This is a genomic window from Streptomyces sp. cg40, from assembly GCF_050320165.1.
Taxonomy (GTDB): Bacteria; Actinomycetota; Actinomycetes; order Streptomycetales; family Streptomycetaceae; genus Streptomyces; species Streptomyces hokutonensis.
Map to the genome: position 1 here is coordinate 6,100,190 of NZ_CP190128.1, position 20,622 is coordinate 6,120,811.

At 71.7% G+C, this 20,622-nt stretch carries 17 protein-coding genes; 12 read left to right on the forward strand and 5 right to left on the reverse strand.

Going from position 1 to position 20,622, the window contains the following annotated elements:
- Positions 1 to 69: 69 nt before the first annotated feature.
- Complete coding sequence (gene radA / locus ACQHII_RS27320) at positions 70 to 1,479, reverse strand: DNA repair protein RadA (protein WP_427921782.1); 1,410 nt, start codon at positions 1,477 to 1,479, stop codon at positions 70 to 72.
- 197 nt (positions 1,480 to 1,676) lie between these two features.
- Between radA and ACQHII_RS27325 the strand changes: the two genes are divergently transcribed.
- Positions 1,677 to 3,377 (forward strand): BACON domain-containing protein, encoded by a 1,701-nt coding sequence (locus tag ACQHII_RS27325; protein ID WP_427921783.1) that lies wholly within the window; start codon positions 1,677 to 1,679, stop codon positions 3,375 to 3,377.
- A gap of 4 nt (positions 3,378 to 3,381) precedes the next feature.
- Here ACQHII_RS27325 and ACQHII_RS27330 read toward each other — a convergent pair whose 3' ends face one another.
- Positions 3,382 to 4,152 (reverse strand): hypothetical protein, encoded by a 771-nt coding sequence (locus tag ACQHII_RS27330; protein WP_427925421.1) that lies wholly within the window; start codon positions 4,150 to 4,152, stop codon positions 3,382 to 3,384.
- Between the two features lie 203 nt (positions 4,153 to 4,355).
- Here ACQHII_RS27330 and ACQHII_RS27335 point away from each other — a divergent pair, with 203 nt between their 5' ends.
- From ACQHII_RS27335 to ilvD, 4 genes are all read left to right on the forward strand, one after another.
- Positions 4,356 to 5,288, forward strand: coding sequence for a Ppx/GppA family phosphatase (locus tag ACQHII_RS27335; protein ID WP_427921784.1), 933 nt, complete (start codon positions 4,356 to 4,358; stop codon positions 5,286 to 5,288).
- An 837-nt stretch (positions 5,289 to 6,125) separates the two neighbouring features.
- Positions 6,126 to 6,950 (forward strand): sugar phosphate isomerase/epimerase family protein, encoded by an 825-nt coding sequence (locus ACQHII_RS27340; RefSeq protein ID WP_026179638.1) that lies wholly within the window; start codon positions 6,126 to 6,128, stop codon positions 6,948 to 6,950.
- Positions 6,947 to 7,552, forward strand: coding sequence for a TetR family transcriptional regulator (locus ACQHII_RS27345; protein ID WP_427921785.1), 606 nt, complete (start codon positions 6,947 to 6,949; stop codon positions 7,550 to 7,552). Before ACQHII_RS27340 ends, ACQHII_RS27345 begins: the two co-directional genes overlap by 4 nt.
- A gap of 109 nt (positions 7,553 to 7,661) precedes the next feature.
- Positions 7,662 to 9,515, forward strand: a complete 1,854-nt coding sequence (ilvD, locus tag ACQHII_RS27350) for a dihydroxy-acid dehydratase (RefSeq protein ID WP_427921786.1) — start codon at positions 7,662 to 7,664, stop codon at positions 9,513 to 9,515.
- A gap of 121 nt (positions 9,516 to 9,636) precedes the next feature.
- Here ilvD and ACQHII_RS27355 read toward each other — a convergent pair whose 3' ends face one another.
- Positions 9,637 to 11,757 (reverse strand): serine/threonine-protein kinase, encoded by a 2,121-nt coding sequence (locus tag ACQHII_RS27355; RefSeq protein WP_427921787.1) that lies wholly within the window; start codon positions 11,755 to 11,757, stop codon positions 9,637 to 9,639.
- 182 nt (positions 11,758 to 11,939) lie between these two features.
- Here ACQHII_RS27355 and ACQHII_RS27360 point away from each other — a divergent pair, with 182 nt between their 5' ends.
- The 4 genes from ACQHII_RS27360 (at position 11,940) to ACQHII_RS27375 (ending at position 14,724) form a co-directional block, all read left to right on the forward strand.
- Entirely contained in the window at positions 11,940 to 12,260 is a 321-nt protein-coding gene (locus ACQHII_RS27360; RefSeq protein WP_427921788.1) for an SH3 domain-containing protein, read from the forward strand.
- A gap of 71 nt (positions 12,261 to 12,331) precedes the next feature.
- The gene (locus tag ACQHII_RS27365) at positions 12,332 to 12,613 is read left to right on the forward strand and encodes an SH3 domain-containing protein (RefSeq protein WP_427921789.1); all 282 of its coding nucleotides are present in this window, start codon (positions 12,332 to 12,334) and stop codon (positions 12,611 to 12,613) included.
- 43 nt (positions 12,614 to 12,656) lie between these two features.
- Positions 12,657 to 13,178: an EamA/RhaT family transporter gene (locus tag ACQHII_RS27370; protein ID WP_427921790.1), complete on the forward strand. Its 522-nt coding sequence runs from the start codon at positions 12,657 to 12,659 to the stop codon at positions 13,176 to 13,178.
- A gap of 763 nt (positions 13,179 to 13,941) precedes the next feature.
- Positions 13,942 to 14,724, forward strand: a complete 783-nt coding sequence (locus ACQHII_RS27375; protein ID WP_427921791.1) for a class I SAM-dependent methyltransferase — start codon at positions 13,942 to 13,944, stop codon at positions 14,722 to 14,724.
- A 211-nt stretch (positions 14,725 to 14,935) separates the two neighbouring features.
- On the opposite strand, the gene ACQHII_RS27380 is transcribed toward ACQHII_RS27375, so the two are convergent.
- Positions 14,936 to 16,399 carry a SulP family inorganic anion transporter gene (locus ACQHII_RS27380; RefSeq protein WP_427921792.1) on the reverse strand — a complete coding sequence of 488 codons (1,464 nt, stop codon included), beginning with the start codon at positions 16,397 to 16,399 and terminating at the stop codon, positions 14,936 to 14,938.
- Positions 16,400 to 16,662: 263 nt separating this feature from the next.
- Here ACQHII_RS27380 and ACQHII_RS27385 point away from each other — a divergent pair, with 263 nt between their 5' ends.
- The 3 genes from ACQHII_RS27385 (at position 16,663) to proC (ending at position 19,169) form a co-directional block, all read left to right on the forward strand.
- Entirely contained in the window at positions 16,663 to 17,490 is an 828-nt protein-coding gene (locus tag ACQHII_RS27385; RefSeq protein ID WP_427921793.1) for an ABC transporter ATP-binding protein, read from the forward strand.
- Complete coding sequence (locus ACQHII_RS27390) at positions 17,487 to 18,284, forward strand: ABC transporter permease (RefSeq protein WP_427921794.1); 798 nt, start codon at positions 17,487 to 17,489, stop codon at positions 18,282 to 18,284. Before ACQHII_RS27385 ends, ACQHII_RS27390 begins: the two co-directional genes overlap by 4 nt.
- A 75-nt stretch (positions 18,285 to 18,359) precedes the next feature.
- Positions 18,360 to 19,169 carry a pyrroline-5-carboxylate reductase gene (gene proC / locus ACQHII_RS27395; protein ID WP_200717065.1) on the forward strand — a complete coding sequence of 270 codons (810 nt, stop codon included), beginning with the start codon at positions 18,360 to 18,362 and terminating at the stop codon, positions 19,167 to 19,169.
- Between the two features lie 56 nt (positions 19,170 to 19,225).
- Here the strand turns inward: proC and trpS are convergent, their stop codons facing one another.
- Positions 19,226 to 20,221 (reverse strand): tryptophan--tRNA ligase, encoded by a 996-nt coding sequence (gene trpS / locus ACQHII_RS27400; RefSeq protein ID WP_427921795.1) that lies wholly within the window; start codon positions 20,219 to 20,221, stop codon positions 19,226 to 19,228.
- Between the last annotated feature and the right edge of the window lie 401 nt (positions 20,222 to 20,622).

Consider the following 20,622-nt stretch of genomic DNA (forward strand, 5'->3'; position numbering starts at 1 on the left):
TCGCAGGTTCTTCAGGCGCTCCCGTTTCGCACAAGTGGTTCGTACGGACGGGCGAGACCAGGGCAAAGTCTACCGGCGGTCCTCGGCGTCCCGTGGGGCGTCTCGTTTACGGGAGCGCGGAAGGACCTGGAGGGCGTCTCCTATGTCGGCCACTTCGAGGACCTTCATGCCGGGCGGGATCTTGCCCGGGTCGCTCGGAACGAGGGCGTGGGTGAAGCCCAGGCGGTGTGCTTCGGAGAGTCTGCGCTGGACGCCCGTGACCCTTCTGACCTCGCCCGCGAGGCCCACTTCGCCGATCGCCACCAGGTTCTTGGGGAGGGGGGTGTCGCTCGCCGCGGAGGCCAGGGCGAGGGCGATGGCCAGATCCGCCGCCGGTTCGGAGAGTTTTACGCCGCCTACGGTTGCGGAGTAGATGTCCCTTTTGCCTAGGGCGCTGATTCTGCCGCGTTGTTCCAGGACCGCGAGCATCATCGAGACCCGCGAGGTTTCCAGGCCCGATGTGGTGCGGCGGGGGGAGGGGATCTGCGAGTCGACCGTGAGCGCCTGGACTTCGGCCACCAGGGGGCGGCGGCCCTCCAGGGTGACGGTCAGGCAGGTGCCGGGGACCGGCTCCGCGCGGCGGGTCAGGAACAGGCCGCTCGGGTCGGCCAGGCCCGTGATGCCCTCGTCGTGCAGCTCGAAGCAGCCGACCTCGTCCGTCGTGCCGTAGCGGTTCTTGACGCCCCGTACGAGGCGCAGGCGGGCGTGGCGGTCGCCCTCGAAGGACAGGACGACGTCCACCAGGTGTTCCAGGAGGCGGGGGCCCGCGATCGCGCCGTCCTTGGTGACGTGGCCCACCAGGAGGGTGGACATGGCGCGCTCCTTGGAGGCGCGGATCAGGGCGCCGGCGACCTCGCGGACCTGGGCCATGCCTCCGGGGGCGCCGTCGATCTCCGGGGAGGCCACCGTCTGGACGGAGTCCAGGATCAGCAGGGAGGGCTTCACCGCGTCCAAGTGGCCGAGGATCGTGGCCAGATCGGTCTCGGCGGCGAGGTAGAGGTGGTCGTCGATCGCCTTGATGCGGTCGGCGCGCAGGCGGACCTGGCTCGCCGATTCCTCGCCGGTGATGTAGAGCGTGCGGTGCTCGTCGCTCGCCGCCTTGGCCGCCACGTCCAGGAGGAGGGTCGACTTGCCGACGCCGGGCTCGCCCGCGACCAGGACGACCGCACCGGGGACCAGGCCGCCGCCGAGCACCCGGTCCAGCTCGGGCACGCCGGTCGAGCGGGCGGTGGCCTGGCGGCCGTCGACCTGGCCGATGGGCAGCGCGGAGGTGGTGACGCGGCCCGGGGCGGTCGTACGGACCGCGGGCGCGCCGAACTCCTCGACCGTGCCCCAGGCCTGGCACTCGGAGCAGCGGCCGAGCCACTTGGCCGTCTGCCAGCCGCACTCGGTGCAGCGGTAGGACGGACGGTCCTTGGTGGTCTTCGTACGGGCAGCCATGCGTGAACCGTAACCGGCGGGACTGACAGCGGGGTCGGGGGATGGAGGGGTGCGGTGAGGAATCCGGCCACGGGCGTAGGGATCGAGCCAGGGAAGCGGGGGTTCCTGTCCCCTATTGAGGGATCGTTTCACCCGTACGGATTAAAAGAGCTCAAGGGGGCGGAAGGGGGCGTCGCCCGCCGCCTACGGTCGCACGGGTGATGAGCAGCAGCCCGGAGACCTCGACCCGCACCACCGGCGCGCACCGGGCGCACCGGGAGGCGCGCGACCGCGCTGCGGCGCGCACGCTGGCGCAGTGCCCGCCCGCGCGCTACGAGCCTTATCTGGACGGCCTGTTCACGTACTGCCTGTCCGTGCTGTGCGACCACGACACGGCCACGGCGGCTCTGGGCGACGTGCTCGCGCTGGCCGAACGCCGGGGCGCGCGCGTGCCGGAGACGGCCGGTGACCGCAGGGCCTGGCTGTACGCGCTGGCCCGCTGGGCGTGTCTGCGCAAGCTGGCCGAGGCCAAGCAGAAACGTCAGGGCACCCATGCCGTGGGCCGGGTCGAGGCCCAGGAACCGGTCGTGTCCGAGGAGCTGCGCGAGCTGCGGCGGCGTGAACTCGGGCTGCTGGCCTGGCCGGAGGCCGCCGGGACCACCCCGGAGCAGCGCGAGGCGCTCGAACTCGCCGTGCGCCACCGGCTCGCCGCCCACGAGGTCGCCGCCGTCCTCGGGATGGATCTCGCCACAGCGCGGGAGCTGCTGGCCTCCGCCGCCTGCGAGGTGGAACGCACGCGGGCCGCCCTCGCCGTCGTGGAGACCGGGAGCTGCCCGAGCGTCGCCCGGCTCACCGGCGACCACCAGCTGGTGCTCAGCAGCGCGCTGCGCCGCGAACTGGTCCGGCACGTCGACGACTGCCCGCGCTGCCGCCGTACCGCCGAGCGCGCGGTGCCCGGCACCTGGCCCGGCGCCGGTGTCACGCCCGCCGAACTGCCCGTCCTGGAGGCGCCCCGCGCGGCCCTGCATGTCGCCATGGCGCACCTCCCGCGCGCGCGTGGAGCCGCGGCACCGCGCTTCGACCGGCGTGGTTTCCCGCTCGACCCCAAGGACCGCGCGGCCCGGCGGGACCGTCTCCGCGCGCGTGCCGTCACGACGACCGTCGTCGCCACCGTCATCGCGGCCCCCGTTCTTGCCCTGTGGGCCGCCTACCGGTCCACGCCCACCGGAGAGGGCGTCGACGGCAGGGCCGCCTCCGCGAGCGAGCAGCACGGCGGTCCCGGGAGTCTGGAGGGCGAGGTCGCGAGCGGCGGCTACGAGAACACCGGTGACGCCAGTGCCGGGCCCCGCGCGCGGGTCGGCAAGCAGGGCAAGAACGACGTCTCCGTGGAGGTCGTCAGCGTCGCCGGCACCGGTGGCAAGGGGGCCGGGAGGCTCGCCGTCTCCGCCGCCAACAGCGCCGACACCACGCTCGTCACCCTCACCGCGTCCGGCGCCGCCCCGGTCCGCTGGTCCGCGACCACCACGGCACCCTGGCTCTACCTCAGCCAGTCCTCGGGAACCCTCGCTCCGGGCGAATCGTTGACGATCAAGGTGTACGTCGACCATCTGCGCGAGCCCTCCGGCCACTGGACCGCGCGCGTGGCCGTCTCGCCCGCCGGCGCCGTCGTCTCCATCGAGGGCTACGGCAGTGCGCCCGCCCCGACCGAACCGAGTGACCCGTCGCATCCCGGTCCCGGCGGTCCGCCCTCGTCCGGGCCGGACCCGACGCCGACGGCCCCGAGTGATCCGACGCCGAGCGGTCCGCCGTCCTCGTCCGCCGATCCGACCCCGACTCCGACATCGACGGACTCGTCCTCCGCCGATCCGGGGGGCTCGCCGCCGCCGTCGGGCGACGGCGGCGACCCGGGCCCGTCCTGAGCGGTCAGCCGACCGGGTCCGCCGGATGCGGTGCCAGCAGCGGGAGTTGCGAGGCCAGGCGCTCCTCGCACAGCTCGACCAGGCGGTCGTAGCCGGCCTTGCCCATCAGCTCGGTCAGCTCCGGGCGGTAGGACACGTACACCGGGTCGCCCGCGCCGTGCGCCGAGGTCGCCGACGTGCACCACCAGTGCAGGTCGTGGCCGCCGGGACCCCAGCCCCTGCGGTCGTACTCGCCGATCGACACCTGGAGCACCCGCGTGTCGTCCGGGCGGTCGATCCACTCGTACGTCCGCCGCACCGGCAGCTGCCAGCAGACGTCCGGCTTCGTCTCCAGCGGCTCGCGGCCCTCCTTCACGGCGAGGATGTGCAGCGAGCAGCCCGCGCCGCCGGCGAAACCGGGGCGGTTCTGGAAGATGCACGAGCCCTTGTAGGGGCGGGTCTGACGGTCGCCGTCCTCGTCCTGCGAGGTCCAGCCGTTCCGCACGCCCTCGTCGTGGTGCTGCCAGATGTCCGGGGTGAGCCTCGCCACATGCCCGGCGACCCGTTTCTCGTCGTCCTCGTCCGAGAAGTGCGCGCCCAGGGTGCAGCATCCGTCGTCCGCGCGGCCCGCCTGGATGCCCTGGCAGCCGCTTCCGAAGACGCAGTTCCAGCGAGAGGTCAGCCATGTCAGATCGCAGCGGAAGAGCTGTTCCTCGTCCGCCGGATCCGGGAACTCCACCCACGCGCGCGCGAAGTCGAGCCCCTTCTCGTCGGCTTTCAGGGCCTTCTTCGACATCGTCGACGTCTTCGGGGGCCTGGCCGACGTCGTCCTCGGGGGCATGGCCGACGTCACCGGCGAAGAATCGCCGGGTGATTTGGCCGCCTTGTCGTTCTTCGCCTTTTTCGTCTTTGGCACGCGTCCAGGGTAAGTCGCCCGGGGCGGCCCCAGAAACCGCACCGAAGACGGAGATCGGCGCAGGTGGCAGTAGCGTTCCGTATATGAGACTCGGTGTCCTCGACGTGGGATCGAACACGGTGCATCTGCTGGTGGTGGACGCACACCCGGGCGCGCGCCCCTTGCCCGCGCACTCGCACAAGGTGGAACTCCGCCTTGCGCAACTCCTCGACGAGGACGGCGCGATCGGACCCGAAGGGGTCGACAAACTCATCGGCGTCGTCCACGAGGCGCTGCAGGCCGCCGAGGACAAGGGCGTCGAGGAACTCCTCCCGTTCGCCACCTCCGCCGTCCGCGAGGCCAGCAACGCGGACGAGGTCCTCGCGCGCGTGCAGACCGAGACCGGCGTCGAACTCCAGGTCCTCACCGGCGCCGAGGAGGCCCGGCTGACCTTCCTCGCCGTCCGCCGCTGGTTCGGCTGGTCCGCCGGCAAGCTGCTCGTCCTCGACATCGGCGGCGGCTCCCTGGAGATCGCCTACGGCATCGACGAGGAGCCCGACGCGGTCGTGTCCCTGCCGCTCGGCGCGGGCCGCCTCACCGCCGGCTGGCTGCCCGGGGACCCGCCGGAACCGGCCGCGATAAGGGCCCTGCGCCGCCATGTGCGCGCCCAGATCGCCCGTACGGTGGGGGAGTTCAGCCGTTTCGGCGCCCCCGACCACGTCGTCGCCACGTCGAAGACCTTCAAGCAGCTCGCCCGCCTCGCCGGCGCCGCCCGCTCCGCCGACGGCCTCTACGTCCAGCGCGAGCTCAAGCGCGAGTCCCTGGAGGCCTGGGTCCCCCGCCTCGGCGGCATGACCACCGCCCAACGCGCCGTCCTCCCCGGCGTCTCCGAAGGCCGCGCCGAACAACTCCTGGCCGGCGCGATGGTCGCCGAGGGCGCGATGGACCTCTTCGGGGTCGAGACCCTGGAGGTCTGCCCGTGGGCGCTCCGGGAGGGCGTGATTCTGCGACGGCTGGATCAGCTGCCTTCGGCGTAGGCGGCTGCGTCGGTTGCGCCGGCTGCCGTGGGCGTTGGCGGGGCGGCGGGCGTGGGGCGGGGCTTGTGGTGCAAGCGCCTGTGGCGGTCGCGAGGCTGCTGGGGCCGGCCGTATGACCGTCGGCTCGGTCGCGACGCACGCGCGTGCCCGTTCGTGCCGCACGCGTGCGTGGTCGTCACATGGCCGCGCGGCTGCCGGTTTGTACGGCGGCCGGGGCTGACCCCGTCCCCCGTCGGTTCGGCCGCGACGCCACGACGCGCGCGTGGTGGTCGTGACGTACCCGCGCGGCTGTCCGCCGGGGGTCGGCCGCACTCACGCCTGTTCGGCCGCGACGCATGCACGCGCGTGCCCGTTCGTGCCGCATGCGCGCCTGGCTGTCACGCATCCGCGCGGCTGCCGGTTTGTAGGGCGCTCGGGGGCGGCCCGTCCCGCCGCCGATTCGGCCGCGATCCACGCGCGCGTGGTGGTCGTGACGTACCCGCGTGGTTGTGCGCCAGGGTCGGCCGAACCGTCCGCCTGGTCGGCCGTGGCGCACTCGCGCGTCCCCACCCGCAGCGCGTGCACCCGCTTCCCGCGCCCCCGGCGCAGCCGACCGCCCCCGCGCGCACCGGCCCGCGCCACACGCGCCCTGCCTACGTCCCCCGCCCATGTCTTGCGCCCCCGTCACCCCACCCCGAGTGAACACCCACCCCGCACCCGACGTATCAGACCCGCATGAAGTATCGCGATCGCCACAACGCACCCCCGCGCCGGAGATGGCCGGTTGCCGTACCCCGCACAGGGCGGGCACAGCAACCGGCTCCCCCGCGCAAAGCGCCGCCCCGTAGTCTGTCCTCCGTGGCAGAACCAGTCGTGCGCATCCCGGATGCGAAGGTCGCGCTGTCCACGGCGTCCGTGTATCCGGAGTCGACGGCGACGGCCTTCGAGATCGCCGCGCGCCTCGGTTACGACGGGGTCGAGGTCATGGTGTGGACCGACCCGGTCAGCCAGGACATCGAGGCGCTGCGCAGGCTCAGCGACTACCACCAGGTCCCGATCCTCGCCGTGCACGCGCCGTGCCTGCTCATCACGCAGCGGGTGTGGTCCACCGACCCGTGGATCAAGCTCCAGCGCGCCCAGGCCGCCGCCGAGAAGCTCGGCGCGAGCACGGTCGTGGTGCATCCGCCGTTCCGCTGGCAGCGCCAGTACGCGCGGGACTTCGTCAGCGGGATCTGGCGGATGGCGAACGAGACGGATGTGCGGTTCGCCGTAGAGAACATGTACCCGTGGCGCTACCGCGACCGGGAGATGCTCGCCTACGCCCCCGAATGGGACGTCACGCAGGACGACTACCGGCACTTCACGATCGACCTCAGCCACACCGCGACCGCCCGCACCGACGCGACCGAGATGATCGGGCGGATGGGTGACCGTCTCGGCCATGTCCATCTCGCGGACGGCAACGGCTCGAACAAGGACGAACACCTCGTCCCCGGCCGCGGCACCCAGCCCTGCGCCGAACTGCTGGAGCGGCTCGCGACGACCGGCTTCGACGGCCATGTCGTCATCGAGGTCAACACCCGGCGCGCGATGTCCGGCGCCGAACGCGAGGCCGATCTCGCGGAGGCGCTCGCCTTCACGCGGCTGCACCTGGCCTCGGCCGTGAAGGTGCCCCGGCGGTGACCGACGCCACCGCCAAGCGCCGGGGCCGGCCCCCTCGTACGGAATCCGCCGACACCCGCGACCGCATCCTGGCCGCGGCCCGGGAGGAGTTCTCCGAGCGCGGGTACGAGAAGACGTCCGTGCGCGGGATCGCGAAGGCCGCCGGGGTCGACCCGGCGCTCGTGCACCACTACTTCGGTACCAAGGAGCAGGTCTTCGAGGCGTCGATCGAGGTCGCGTTCGCCCCGGCGGCGAACGCGCCGGACGCGGTCGCCGAGGGGCCGCTGGACGGCGTCGGCGAGCGGCTCACCCGCTTCATCTTCGGCGTCTGGGAGAACCCCGCCACCCGCAAGCCGCTGCTGGCGGTCGTCCGGTCCGCCGTCAACAACGAGGCCGCCGCGGCCGTCTTCCGCCGGCTCGTGCTCTCCCAGGTGCTGAGCCGGGTCGCCGCCCAGCTGGACCTCCCGGACGCGGAACTGCGCGCCGAGCTCGCGGCCGCGCAGCTGGTGGGTACGGCCATGCTGCGCTACGTGATCAAGGTCGAGCCGCTGGCCTCGGCCGATCCGGAGCAGATCATCGCGCGGATCGCGCCGGTGGTGCAGGGGCATCTGACCGGGCCCTGAGGCGTCCTGCGGCGAGACGGTCGTTCCGCGATGCGGACACCGTGTCCGACCCCTGGATGACCGGCGTACGCTCAATAGCAGCCCTATCTGTCTGAAGGAGCGAACGACGATGCCCGAGCTGAGGTCCCGCACAGTCACCCACGGCCGCAACATGGCGGGCGCACGCGCCCTTATGCGCGCCTCCGGTGTACCCGGTGCGGACATCGGCCGGAAGCCGATCATCGCGGTGGCGAACAGCTTCACCGAGTTCGTGCCCGGCCACACCCATCTCCAGCCCGTCGGCCGGATCGTCAGCGAGGCGATCACCGCCGCCGGCGGCATCCCGCGCGAGTTCAACACCATCGCGGTCGACGACGGCATCGCGATGGGGCACGGCGGGATGCTGTACAGCCTGCCGTCCCGCGACCTGATCGCGGACTCGGTCGAGTACATGGTCGAGGCGCACTGCGCCGACGCCCTGATCTGTATCTCCAACTGCGACAAGATCACGCCGGGGATGCTGATGGCGGCGCTCCGCCTCAACATCCCCACGGTCTTCGTCTCCGGCGGTCCCATGGAGGCCGGGCGCGCCACCCTCCAGGACGGCACCGTCCGCACCCTGGACCTGATCGACGCGATGGTCGAGGCCGCCAACGACAGCGTCTCGGACGCGGACGTCCTCAACATCGAGGAGAACGCCTGTCCGACCTGCGGCTCCTGTTCCGGCATGTTCACCGCCAACTCGATGAACTGCCTGACCGAGGCCATCGGCCTCTCCCTGCCGGGCAACGGCTCGGTCCTCGCCACGCACACCGCCCGCAAGGGCCTGTACCAGGACGCGGCCCGCACGGTGATGGACATCACCCGCCGCTACTACGAGCAGGACGACGAGACGGTCCTCCCGCGCAACGTCGCCACCTTCGCGGCCTTCGAGAACGCCATGGCCCTAGACATCGCGATGGGCGGCTCCACCAACACGATCCTGCACCTGCTGGCCGCGGCGCAGGAGGCGGGCGTCTCCTTCGGCCTGGACGAGATCAACGCGGTCTCGCGCCGCGTGCCGTGCCTCGCCAAGGTCGCCCCGAACGTCGCCAAGAGCCGCACGTACTACATGGAGGACGTGCACCGCGCAGGCGGCATCCCCGCCCTGCTCGGCGAGCTGCACCGCGCGGGCCTGCTCAACGAGGACGTCCACTCCGTCCACAGCCCGTCCCTCGCGGACTGGCTCAAGACGTGGGACGTGCGCGGCGGTTCACCCTCCCCGGAGGCCGTGGAACTGTGGCACGCGGCCCCCGGCTGTGTCCGCTCGGCCGAGGCCTTCTCCCAGTCCGAGCGCTGGGAGGCGCTGGACGAGGACGCCGCCGAGGGCTGCATCCGCTCCGCCGAGCACGCCTACTCCAAGGACGGCGGCCTCGCGGTCCTCAAGGGCAACCTCGCCGTCGACGGCTGCGTCGTGAAGACGGCCGGCGTGGACGAGTCCATCTGGACCTTCGAGGGCCCGGCCGTCGTCTGCGAGTCGCAGGAAGAGGCCGTCGAGAAGATCCTCAACAAACAGGTCACGCACGGCGACGTCGTCGTCATCCGCTACGAGGGCCCCAAGGGCGGCCCGGGCATGCAGGAGATGCTCTACCCGACGTCCTTCCTCAAGGGCCGCGGCCTCGGCAAGACCTGCGCCCTGATCACCGACGGCCGCTTCTCCGGCGGCACTTCGGGCCTCTCGATCGGCCACGCGTCCCCCGAGGCGGCCTCCGGCGGCACCATCGCCCTCGTCGAGGACGGCGACCGCATCCGCATCGACATCCCGAACCGCTCCATCGAACTCCTCGTCGACGACGCCGAGTTGGCCCGCCGCGAGGCCGCGCTGGACGGCCGCTACGCCCCGAAGAACCGCGAGCGCAAGGTCTCGGCCGCCCTGCGCGCCTACGCCGCGATGGCCACCAGCGCGGACCGCGGCGCGGTGCGGGACGTCAGCAAGCTGGGCTGAGTGACATCAGCAAGCTGGGCTGAGTCTCAACTGCTCCTGGGGCCGCCTCCGTTCCGACGGGGGCGGCCCTTCTGCCTGCCGCTGCGAGGCTCCGGGCCTACGGCAGTTCGCCCCGCTACGGCTACCAGGCCCCGGGAGTAAGGGAGTTGACGGCGAAGACCGTGCCGTCGGGAGCGGCGGCGTAGACCCGGCCGTCCGCTACGACGGGCTCGGGCAGGGCCGCGCTGACCTGGTCCGAGTTGGAGTCGAGGCGGGCGGGTGTCTGCCCGACGAGTCGTCCCGCGCGGGCGTCCACCGCGAGCAACCGCCCGTCCGCGGCGGTGACATACACCTGCCGCCCGTCCGCGACCGGGGTGGAACCCCGCACCAGGGCCGTCTCCAGACTCCACAACTGCTTGCGCGCGTCCATGTCCACGGCCACCAGCGAGCCGCCCGCCCCCATGACGTACACGACATGCCCGTGCACGGTCCCGTGCCCCTGGTCGAGCGGCAGGGGCAGCGTCACGCGCCGCACGGTCCCGGTGCCCGGGGTGTAACGGACCACGGCCTTCGCGGAGTTGTAGACCGAGTCGAGCGAGAGCAGGAAGACGGAGCCGCCGGCCGTCCCGACGGGCTTCAACGTCCCGTCCAGACGCGCGTCCCAGCTCACCTCACCCGTGTCCGGATCGACCGCGGTCACCCGCGTGCTCGCCCCGTCGTCCGACGTGTTCGTCGCGTACGCCGCCGGGTCGCCCTCGAACGAGGCGAAGTACGGCGCCGGTTGGCCCGCGATCCGATGGCTCCACTTCGTGGCGCCCGAGGCGCCGTCCACACCGGTGACCGTCCCGTCCGCATGGGTGAGCAGGAGCATGCCGCCGGCGTCCGCGAGCCCGGTGTACGCGGGGACGGTCCGCTGCCAACGCGCCTTGCCCGAGGCGGGATCGAGCGCCTCCAGCCGCCGGCCGGTGTCCAACGCGGGCTGCACCAGGCCGCCCGACAGCACCGGCGGCCCGCTCCGGTGGGTCGTGGCGACCGAGTGCCGCCACAGCACCCGCCCGTCGGACGGGTCCAGCGCGAACACCACACCGGGCTGCGCGCAGAGCAACTTCCCGTCCCCGTACGAGCATTGGGGTGTGCTCTTCTTCGAGACCGGCGCCGTCTGCCACCCGCCGAACGCGGCGCTGGGCGTGGTGTGCGGAGTGGCGCTCTTCGGCGCGGTGTCGCCGTCGTCGGACAACTGGAGCGCGGCGAGCGTGCCGATCGCGGCCAGCCCGAGCGCACCCGCCCCGAGCGCGACCCGCTTGCGCAGCCGTCTCCCGCGCCGCGGTCCGGCCTGTTCAGGCTGTTCGGGCTGTCGCGGTTCTGCCGCGGGGGGCTCCGACAGCGGGGTGACACCGGCCCGCTGTGCCGGTATGTACGCCTGGGTGTCGTACGAGGCCGACACCGACCGCAGTTCACGCATCAGCTCGTCCGGCGTGGGCCGGTCCTCGGGCTCCTTGGCGAGGCAACGCAGCACCAGCGGTGCGATGTTCTCCGGCAGACCGGCCAAGTCCGGTTCGTCGTGGACGACTTGATAGGCGACGACGTACGGGCTGTCGGAGTCGAAAGGCCCGCGCCCCGTCGCCGCGTGCACCAGGACGGACCCGAGCGCGAAGATGTCGGCGGCCGGCCCGACCTCCCGGGGCCGGCGGAACTGCTCCGGCGCCATGAACGGCGGTGTGCCGATCAACTTGCCCGTTTCCGTACGGAGTTCGCTGTCTTTCGGCCGCGAGATCCCGAAGTCGATGACCTTCGGCCCGTCCTCGGCGAGCAGTACGTTGCTGGGCTTCAGATCCCGGTGCACGACGCCCACCCGGTGGATGTCACGCAGCGCCTCGGCCAGTCCCGCCATCAGCCGGCGCAACTCGCCGGGTGCCATCGGCCCGTTCCGCTTCACGTGCTCGGACAGGGTCGGCCCGGGGATGAACGACGTGGCCATCCACGGCCGTTCGGCCTCCGGGTCGGCGTCGACCACCGGGGCGGTGAAGGCCCCGCTCACCCGCCGGGCCGCCGCCACCTCCTGCCGGAACCGCCCCCTGAACTCGGGATCCTGCGCGAACTCCGCGTGGACGACCTTCACGGCGACCTTCATCCCGGAGGTGCTCTGCGCGAGATGCACCACGCCCATGCCGCCGGAGCCCAGACACGACTGCAGGCGGTAGTGACCGGCGTACTCGGGAAGTTCCGCTTCCGCGCCCGCTCCGGTGTTGCGCTGTGGCGCCATGGGTCCACCCCCGTGCTGATCGTCCGCGCGCGCGACGCACGGAGCCTAGTCGATGACCCGTACGCGACAGAGGCGGCTTGCTGACCTCTGCGTGCGAATTGCGCACATGTGTTTCGTGGCGTGATTTAAGGGAATCATCGTTGCCCCATGGCAGTCATGGGGTCCAACGGGGGAGGTTTTTCATGTCTGTTGACCGCGTACCAGAGGCCGAGGGCGAAGCCACGACGGAAGCCGTCACGGCGGCCGCAGCGGCCCTGCACTACTACTCCATCGCACCCAACACCCGCGTCAACGTCCGCAGCGGCCCCGGCACCGGCTACACCATCGTCCGGGTCCTCGCCGAGGGCTCCCAGGTCCCGATCTACTGCCAGACACCGGGCACCACGGTGACGGGCTACTACGGCACGACGAACATCTGGGACAACATCGACGACGGCGAGTACATCTCCGACGCCTACGTGAACACCGGCAGCGACGGCTACGTCCGCCCGCGCTGCTCCTGAGCCCACCGACCGGAGGTCACCGACGGCATCGCGCAGAGGCAGATCCGCACTGCCGACAGCCACCGCCGCCGGTGCCCTCCTCATGGTGCTGGGGTCATCCACCACCGCGACCGCGGCCGTCCGCACCCGGCACCGCGGTCAACGTCCGCACCGGCCCCGGCACGGGCTACAGCATCGTCCGGGTCCTGCCCGTGGGCTCCCGGGTCCCGGTCCACTGCCAGACGCCGGGCACCACGGTGACGGGCCACTACGGCACGACGAACATCTGGGACAACGTCAGCAACGGTGAGTTCGTGTCGGACGCGTACGTGAACACCGGCAGCGACGGCTACGTGGCCGACCGCTGCGCCTGAGCCCCGAAGGAGCCCGCGTCGGCCCCGGAGCCATAATCGTCCCGTGAGCGACGAAAACGGCACCCAGGACACCGGCGCGGGCTCCCCGGGCACAGACACCGGCACGGGCCCCCGCCCCGAGCCCCTCCGCTTCTTCGGCACCACCTGGGTGAACCACGACAACGGCTACACCCCGCGCCGCGTCGCCGCGGCCGGCGGCTCCCTCGCCGCCGCCGTCGCCTCCTGCCTGATCCTCCGCTTCGCCTACCAGGGCCTCCAGATCGCCGACGTCGGCAGCTTCGTCACCCTCCTTGTCATCGTGATGTTCGCGGTGTGCAGCGCGCTCGCCTTCGGCCACACCTGGGAGAGCTTCAAGAAACGCCCCGACCCCGACCGCCAGGCCTCGCTCCGCGGCCTCCTGGGCATCGGCTTCGTCGGCTCCCTCGCCGCCTACTTCTTCCGCTCCCTCACCGAGGCCCCCGGCGAGAAACTCCACCGCGAGGAGTACGAGACGGCCGTGGCCCAGCACAAGAAGCGCACGACCCGCCGCACCGGCAACCCTTCGAAGAAACGCCGCCGGTCCTGACGGGTCGGGTACGGGTCGGGGGCGGCTCGGGGCTTACGGCTCGCAGACCGAGGCCTGCGGCTCGGGGCCTGCGGCTTCGCTTCGAGCGGGGCACGCGTTCCGAGGCGGCTTACAGCTCGCTTGCGGCTCGCGGCCTACGGCTGGGGGCTGCGGCCAGCGGTCTGCGGCTTGGCTTCGAGCGGGGCACGGGTCGCGGGCGGCTGCGGCTAGCGAGCTGCGGCTTGGCTTCGCGCCAGGTACGAGTTGCAGGCGGCTAGCCGCTGAAGGTCCCTACGGCCAGCGGACTACGGCTTGGCATTGAGCGGGCACGCGTTGCGGGCGGCTCGCGGCTGAAGGTCCCTACGGCCAGCGATCTGCGGCTTCGCTTCGAACCGGGCACGCGTTCCGGGCGGCTTGTGGCCTGCGGCCTCGCTTCCGGGCCCCGGTCATGCTCGCCCCCGGTTCCCAGAGTCCGCCCCTGGTTGCCCAGCGCCCGCACCCCGACCGACCGAGCCGCGCTCCCACCTCGGTCCTGCCTGTCGGCCTTGCCCCGCCCCGGTCCTGCCTGTCGGCCCTACCCGGCCCGGTCCTGTCCCGCCCCGGTTCTGTCCTCCGGCTCCGTCCCGGCCCCTGCCCCGTTTCGCCCCGGCCCTGCCCTCCGACCCCGCACCGCTCCCCCTGCCGCACTCCCATCCCGCCCCGGCTCCACCCCCTCTCCCCTCCCCACCCCATCTCTCACCAAAATCCACCTGCACCCTGCACCCACCCCGGTAACCATGGCCGTATGACCACTTCGTCGAAGCCGCCCTCGCACACCGCCCGAGCCCACTCCTTCAACGCCGCCGCGGCCCAGTACGCCGAGAACCGGCCCTCCTACCCACCCGCCCTCTTCGACGCCATCGAGGAACTGGCCGGCCACCCCCTCGCCGGTGCCCGTGTCGCGGACGTCGGAGCCGGCACCGGTATCGCGACCGCCCTCCTGCACGCGCGCGGCGCCGACGTGATCGCGATCGAACCCGGCGACGGCATGGCGGCCCAGTTCCGCCGCACCCTCCCCGACGTCCCGCTCGTCCGGGGCACCGGCGACGCCCTCCCCCTGACCGGGCGCTCCGTCGACTTCATCACCTACGCCCAGGCCTGGCACTGGACCGACACCACCAAGTCGGTCCCGGAAGCCCTGCGCGTACTGCGCCCGGGCGGCGCCCTCGCCCTGTGGTGGAACACCAGTGCCACCGACGTCCCGTGGATCGCCGAGCAGTCGGAACGCATCCGGATCCACTTCGGCATCGACCGCGTCGTGAGGCAGAACGGCAGCGGCCTGCACACCGCGCTCGCCGACCCCACCGGCAGGCTCGACTTCGCCCACCGAAGGGTCCGCTGGAGCCGCCGCGTCCCGGTCGACACCCACCTGGCCAACATCAGCAGTCACTCGGTCTTCCTGGTCCAGGGTGAGGAAGACACCAACGCCTTCCTCACCGAGGAGCGCAACCACCTGCTCACCGAGTTCCCGGACGGCACCGTGGAGGAGAGCTACGTCGTGGAACTCGTCGTAGCTCTCGCGTCATGACCCGGTGACCACCTCGGCGGCAGGCTGTCGGCTGCTTCAGCGGTACGAGCGCCCCGACAACTCCGGCGACCTCAGCGACACAACCGCCAACTGCCCGGGTGGTCGCCTTCTGCCGGCCCCAGCAGCACAGCCTCCGACAGCCCGCACGGCGGTCAACCTCCGACCGTCCCAGCGCCACACCCCCAGCGTTACCTCCCCGACCACCCCCCCGTCACACCCCCTTGACCGCAACCACCTCCGCGCCGCTCCCGTCGCCCCCGCGACCGCCGCCATCCCCTCCCCGCGCGGTGGCCCACCCCTCCAGGGCCGCCGCGCACGCGTGGTCCAGGTGCCGCAACCCGCCCAGCTCCAGGCGTACTTCGCGGTCGTACGGCAACGCCTCCAACGCGTCCAGCAGCTTCGGCAGCCGCAGAAACGTCGCATGCCCCAGCACCCGTACGACGATCCCCGCGTCGCCGAGGTCCTCCGTCTCCACGTGCACATGGCTGATGTCCCACGCGGTCTTCGCCACCGCCAGCGCCAGCCCGACCAGCACCCCCTCGAACAGATTCCCCACCACGATCGCCACCGCGGTCACCCCGAGCACGACCACCTCACCCCGGTGCCCGCCCCACAGCCCCCGCACCTGCCGTACCGGCACGAGCTTGCAGCCGGCGTGCACGAGCAGTCCCGCCAGCGCCGCCACCGGCACCAGGCCCAGCACCCCGGGCAGCAGCGCCGTGAACAGCAGCAGCCACCCGCCGTGCAGCACCCGCGACGCCTTGGTCCTGGCGCCCGCCTGCACGTTCGCCGCGCTCCGCACGATCACCGCGGTCATCGGCAGCGCCCCGAGCACCCCGCACACCGCGTTCCCCGCGCCCTGCGCGATCAACTCCCGGTCGTAGTCCGTCCGCGGACCCCGGTGCAGCCGGTCCACCGCCGCCGCGCTGAACAACGACTCCGCCGACGCGATCAGCGCGAACGCGACGACCGTCCCGATCACCCCCACTTCCGTGAGCCGCCCGAAATCCCCCCACTCCGGCACCCGCACGGCACCGACCAGCCCCCGCACCTCCACCCGCCGCACCGCCAGGTCGAACACCCCGGTCACCGCCGCAGCCAGCCCCACCGCCACCAACGGCGCCGGCACCAGCCGGGCCCCGCGCCGCCACCGGGGCCAGAGCACCAGTACGGCAATGGTGGCACCGCCCACTGACAACGCCACCGGATCCACCAGCCCCGGCAGCGACACCAGCCCCGCGAGCTTCCCGAGCCCGTCCGCCGGCGCGGCCGCATCGCCGAGCGCGTACACCTGCCCGGCGACCAGCACGAGCCCGATCCCGGCGAGCATCCCCTGCACCACGGCCGCCGACACGGCCCGGAACCACCGCCCGAGCCGCAGCACCCCGAGCCCCAACTGCAGCACCCCGGCCGCGAACACCAGCACCCCGAGCGCCTCGACGCCGTACGCCCGCACGGCCTCGTACACGAGCACGGTCAGCCCGGCGGCCGGACCGCTCACCTGAAGGCTGCTGCCGGGCAGTGCCCCGACCACCAGCCCGCCGACGATTCCGGTGACCAGCCCCAGTTCGGCCGGCACCCCGGAGGCGATCGCCACACCCACGCACAGCGGGAGCGCGACGAGAAAGACGACTAGAGAAGCGAACAGATCGGCCTTGCTCACACGACAGCGCATGACAACGGCACCTCCGATTGCGAACGGGAGATGCGTGGGCGCCGCACCGGGGGAGGGCACGGCGAACTGAAATCCATTGTCGGGAAAGGGAGTTGGCTGCGCATCCGATTCGTGTTGCCACCCCGTGAACGCGGAGGCGTCCATACCGGAGCACCCCACTCCGATCACGCCGCCACGCGCCTGCGCCGTCCCGCGCACCCGTGTAACGGCAGGGCCGCCGAATCGGCTTGACGACCCAGCCCCGCGAGAGCATTATTCATCGCATGATGAATTACATCGCCGGATCACCTGGATCACCCGGATCGGCGGACACTCCACCCGGCGCAGCGCCCGCCCCCGCCGTCCAGGCCGAAGCCCTCACCGTCGTTCGAGGCCCCCGCACCGTCCTGCGCGGCATCGGCTTCACCGTCCCGCGCGGCCAGATCACCGGCCTCCTCGGCCCCTCCGGCTGCGGCAAGTCGACCCTCATGCGCTCGATCGTCGGCACCCAGGCCAAGGTCACCGGCACCCTGAACGTCCTCGGCCGCCCCGCAGGCCACCCCGCCCTCCGCACCCGCATCGGCTACGTCACCCAAGCTCCCTCCGTCTACGACGACTTGACGGTCCGTCAGAACCTCGACTACTTCGCCGCGATCCTCGACCCCGGCAGGACCGCCGCCACCCGCCGCCAGGACGTCGACCGCGTCCTCAGCGACGTCGACCTCGCCACCCACGCCGACGCCCTCGCCGGCAATCTCTCCGGCGGCCAGCGCAGCCGTGTCTCCCTGGCGGTCGCGCTCCTCGGCACCCCCGAACTCCTCGTCCTCGACGAACCCACCGTCGGCCTCGACCCCGTCCTCCGCCGCGACCTGTGGACCCTCTTCCACGACATCGCCGCCTCCCGCGGCGCCACCCTCCTCATCTCCTCCCATGTCATGGACGAGGCCGAGCGCTGCCACCGCCTCCTCCTGATGCGCGAGGGCGAGGTCCTCGCGGACGACACCCCCGACGCCCTCCGCACCCGTACCGGCTCCGACACCGTCGAAGCCGCCTTCCTGCACCTCGTCGACGAGGCCGTGGCCACCGGCCGCCAGAAGGAGACGACCCGATGAGCACGCCAACCACCGCGGCCGCCGCGACGGCCACCGCGCCCGCCCCCGCGCGCGCCCTCAGCGTCGCCCGCACCACCGCCACCGCGGCCCGCGTCCTGCGCCAGCTCCGCCACGACCCCCGCACGATCGCGCTGCTGCTCCTCATCCCCTGTCTGATGCTCGTCCTGCTGCGCTACGTCTTCGACGGCAGCCCGCGCACCTTCGACAGCATCGGCGCCTCCCTGCTCGGGATCTTCCCGCTCATCACGATGTTCCTGGTCACGTCGATCGCCACCCTGCGCGAACGCACCTCCGGCACCCTCGAACGCCTCCTCTCCATGCCCCTGGGCAAGGGTGACCTGATCGCCGGCTACGCCCTCGCCTTCGGCTTCCTCGCGATCATCCAGTCCGCCCTGGCCACCGGCCTCGCCGTCTGGTTCCTGGGCCTCGATGTCACCGGCAGCCCCTGGCTCCTCCTCCTGGTCGCCCTCCTCGACGCCCTCCTCGGCACCGCGCTCGGCCTCTTCGTCTCGGCCTTCGCCGCCTCGGAGTACCAGGCCGTCCAGTTCATGCCGGCGGTGATCTTCCCCCAGCTCCTCCTCTGCGGCCTCTTCACCCCGCGCTCCGACATGCACCCCGTCCTGGAGGCCATCTCCGACGTCCTGCCGATGTCGTACGCCGTCGACGGAATGAACGAAGTCCTCAAGCACACGGACATGACCGCCACCTTTGTCCGCGACGTCCTGATCGTGGCCGGCTGCGCCCTGCTGGTCCTGTGCCTGGGCGCGGCCACACTGAGGAGGCGTACGGCATAGAGGCACACCACATGAAGGTGTTCCGCCAGCCGGACAGCCGTCTCAAGGGCGTACCGCCGGTGCGAGGATGACCCCATGACCCAGAAAGTCGCAGTCCTCGGCACCGGCAAGATCGGCGAAGCCCTGCTCAGCGGAATGATCCGAGCGGGCTGGGCCCCGGCCGACCTCCTGGTCACCGCCCGCCGCCCCGAGCGCGCCGAGGAACTCCGCGCCCGCCACGGAGTCACCCCGGTCACCAACCCCGAGGCCGCGAAGAGCGCCGACACCCTGATCCTCACGGTCAAGCCGCAGGACATGGGCACCCTCCTCGACGAACTCGCCCCGCACCTCCCCGCCGACCGCCTGGTCATCAGCGGCGCGGCAGGCATCCCCACCTCCTTCTTCGAGGAGCGCCTGGCCGCAGGCACCCCGGTCGTCCGTGTCATGACGAACACCCCCGCCCTCGTCGACGAGGCGATGTCCGTCATCTCCGCCGGCAGCCACGCCACCGAGGCCCATCTCGCGCACGCCGACGAGATCTTCGGCGCCGTCGGCAAAACGCTCCGTGTCCCCGAGTCCCAGCAGGACGCCTGCACCGCCCTCTCCGGCTCCGGCCCGGCGTACTTCTTCTACCTGGTCGAAGCCATGACGGACGCGGGCATCCTGCTCGGCCTGCCGCGCGACAAGGCCCACGACCTCATCGTCCAGTCCGCGATCGGCGCCGCCGTCATGCTCCGCGACAGCGGCGAACACCCGGTCAAGCTCCGAGAGAACGTCACCTCGCCGGCCGGCACGACGATCAACGCCATCCGCGAACTGGAGAACCACGGCGTACGCGCCGCACTCATCGCCGCCCTGGAGGCAGCCCGCGACCGCAGCCGCGAACTGGCCTCCGGAAACAGCTAGAACGGCTAGAACAGCTAGAGCGCCAGAACAGCTAGAACGGCCGGAAGGCCGTGCGGCTACGCAGGCAGAAGCCCGATGGCCCGATACGCGGTATCGACCATCGGCTTCGCCATCCCTCTCGCCCTCTCCGCCCCATCCCGCAACACCCCCTCCACATAAGCGGGATCCGCGCACAACGCCTTGTGCCGCTCCTGCACAGGCCTGAGCAGCTCGACCACTGCCTCCGCGGTGTCCTTCTTCAACGCTCCGTACGACTCATATACACCGCCCAAGGCCTCGGGGTTCCCACCTTCGCAAGCGGCCAGGATCTCCAGCAGATTGGCGACCCCCGGCCGCTCCTCCCGGTCGTAGACGACCTCTGCGCCGCTGTCGGTCACGGCCCGCATGACCTTCTTCCGTACAACATCGGGCTCGTCCAGCAGATAGACGATCCCCGGCCCGGAGTCGTCCGACTTCCCCATCTTCGAAGCCGGCTCCTGGAGGTTCATCACCCGTGCCGCCACCCCCGGCCGAGTCGCCCGGGGCACCACGAACGTATGGCCGTACCGCTGGTTGAACCTGACCGCCAGATCCCGGGCCAGCTCCACATGCTGCGTCTGGTCGTCCCCGACCGGCACCTCGTCCGTCCCGTACGCCAGGATGTCCGCCGCCATCAGCACGGGATACGTCAGCAACGACAGCCGCACACTCCCGCCCCGCTCCCGCTCCCGCGCGGCCTTCTCCTTGTACTGGATCATCCGCCGCATCTCCCCGTCGGTGGCCACACACTCCATGACGTACGACAGCCGTGTGTGTTCGTCCACATGACTCTGTACGAACACGGTGCACAGCTCGGGATCCAGCCCCGCCGCCAGCAACAGCGTCGCCGCCTGCCGGGTGAGCCTGCGCACCCGCGCCGGATCGTGGTCGACGGTCAGCGCGTGCAGATCGACCACGCAGAACAGGGCATCGCTCTGGTGCTGATCCACATCGACCCAGCGCCGCACGGCACCCAGGTAGTTCCCCAGCGTCAGGTGCCCGGTCGGCTTGACCCCACTGAAGACCCGTGTCATCTCTCCACCTCCTGGTCGAGACCGCCGCACCCGGCCGGCCGACCCCCTGGAGGGAGAAACAAGAACGGCCGCCGAGGCGGCGGCCGTTGAGTACATACGTGTGTACGGCCGCCGTCAGGCGGCCCACCACTGCTGGGTGCACGTATGTGTAGTCACGTGACACAGCGTACGCCGCTACGAGGCTCTCCGGAGCGGAGTTGACACGCCCCGACCTCGTACGTAGTGTTCTCCGAGTTGTCCGACGTGAGCGCCGACTCCGGTCGGTCCCCGGACAGCCATTCCGCAAGTACCTACAGACAATCGACGATCCGTCGTCGCGTGTATTGGCATGCGTATTTGCGAAATGAGGAATCCGCGTTCGAAAGGACGCACCCCCCGATTCGCTCGGGACTCAGGAATCC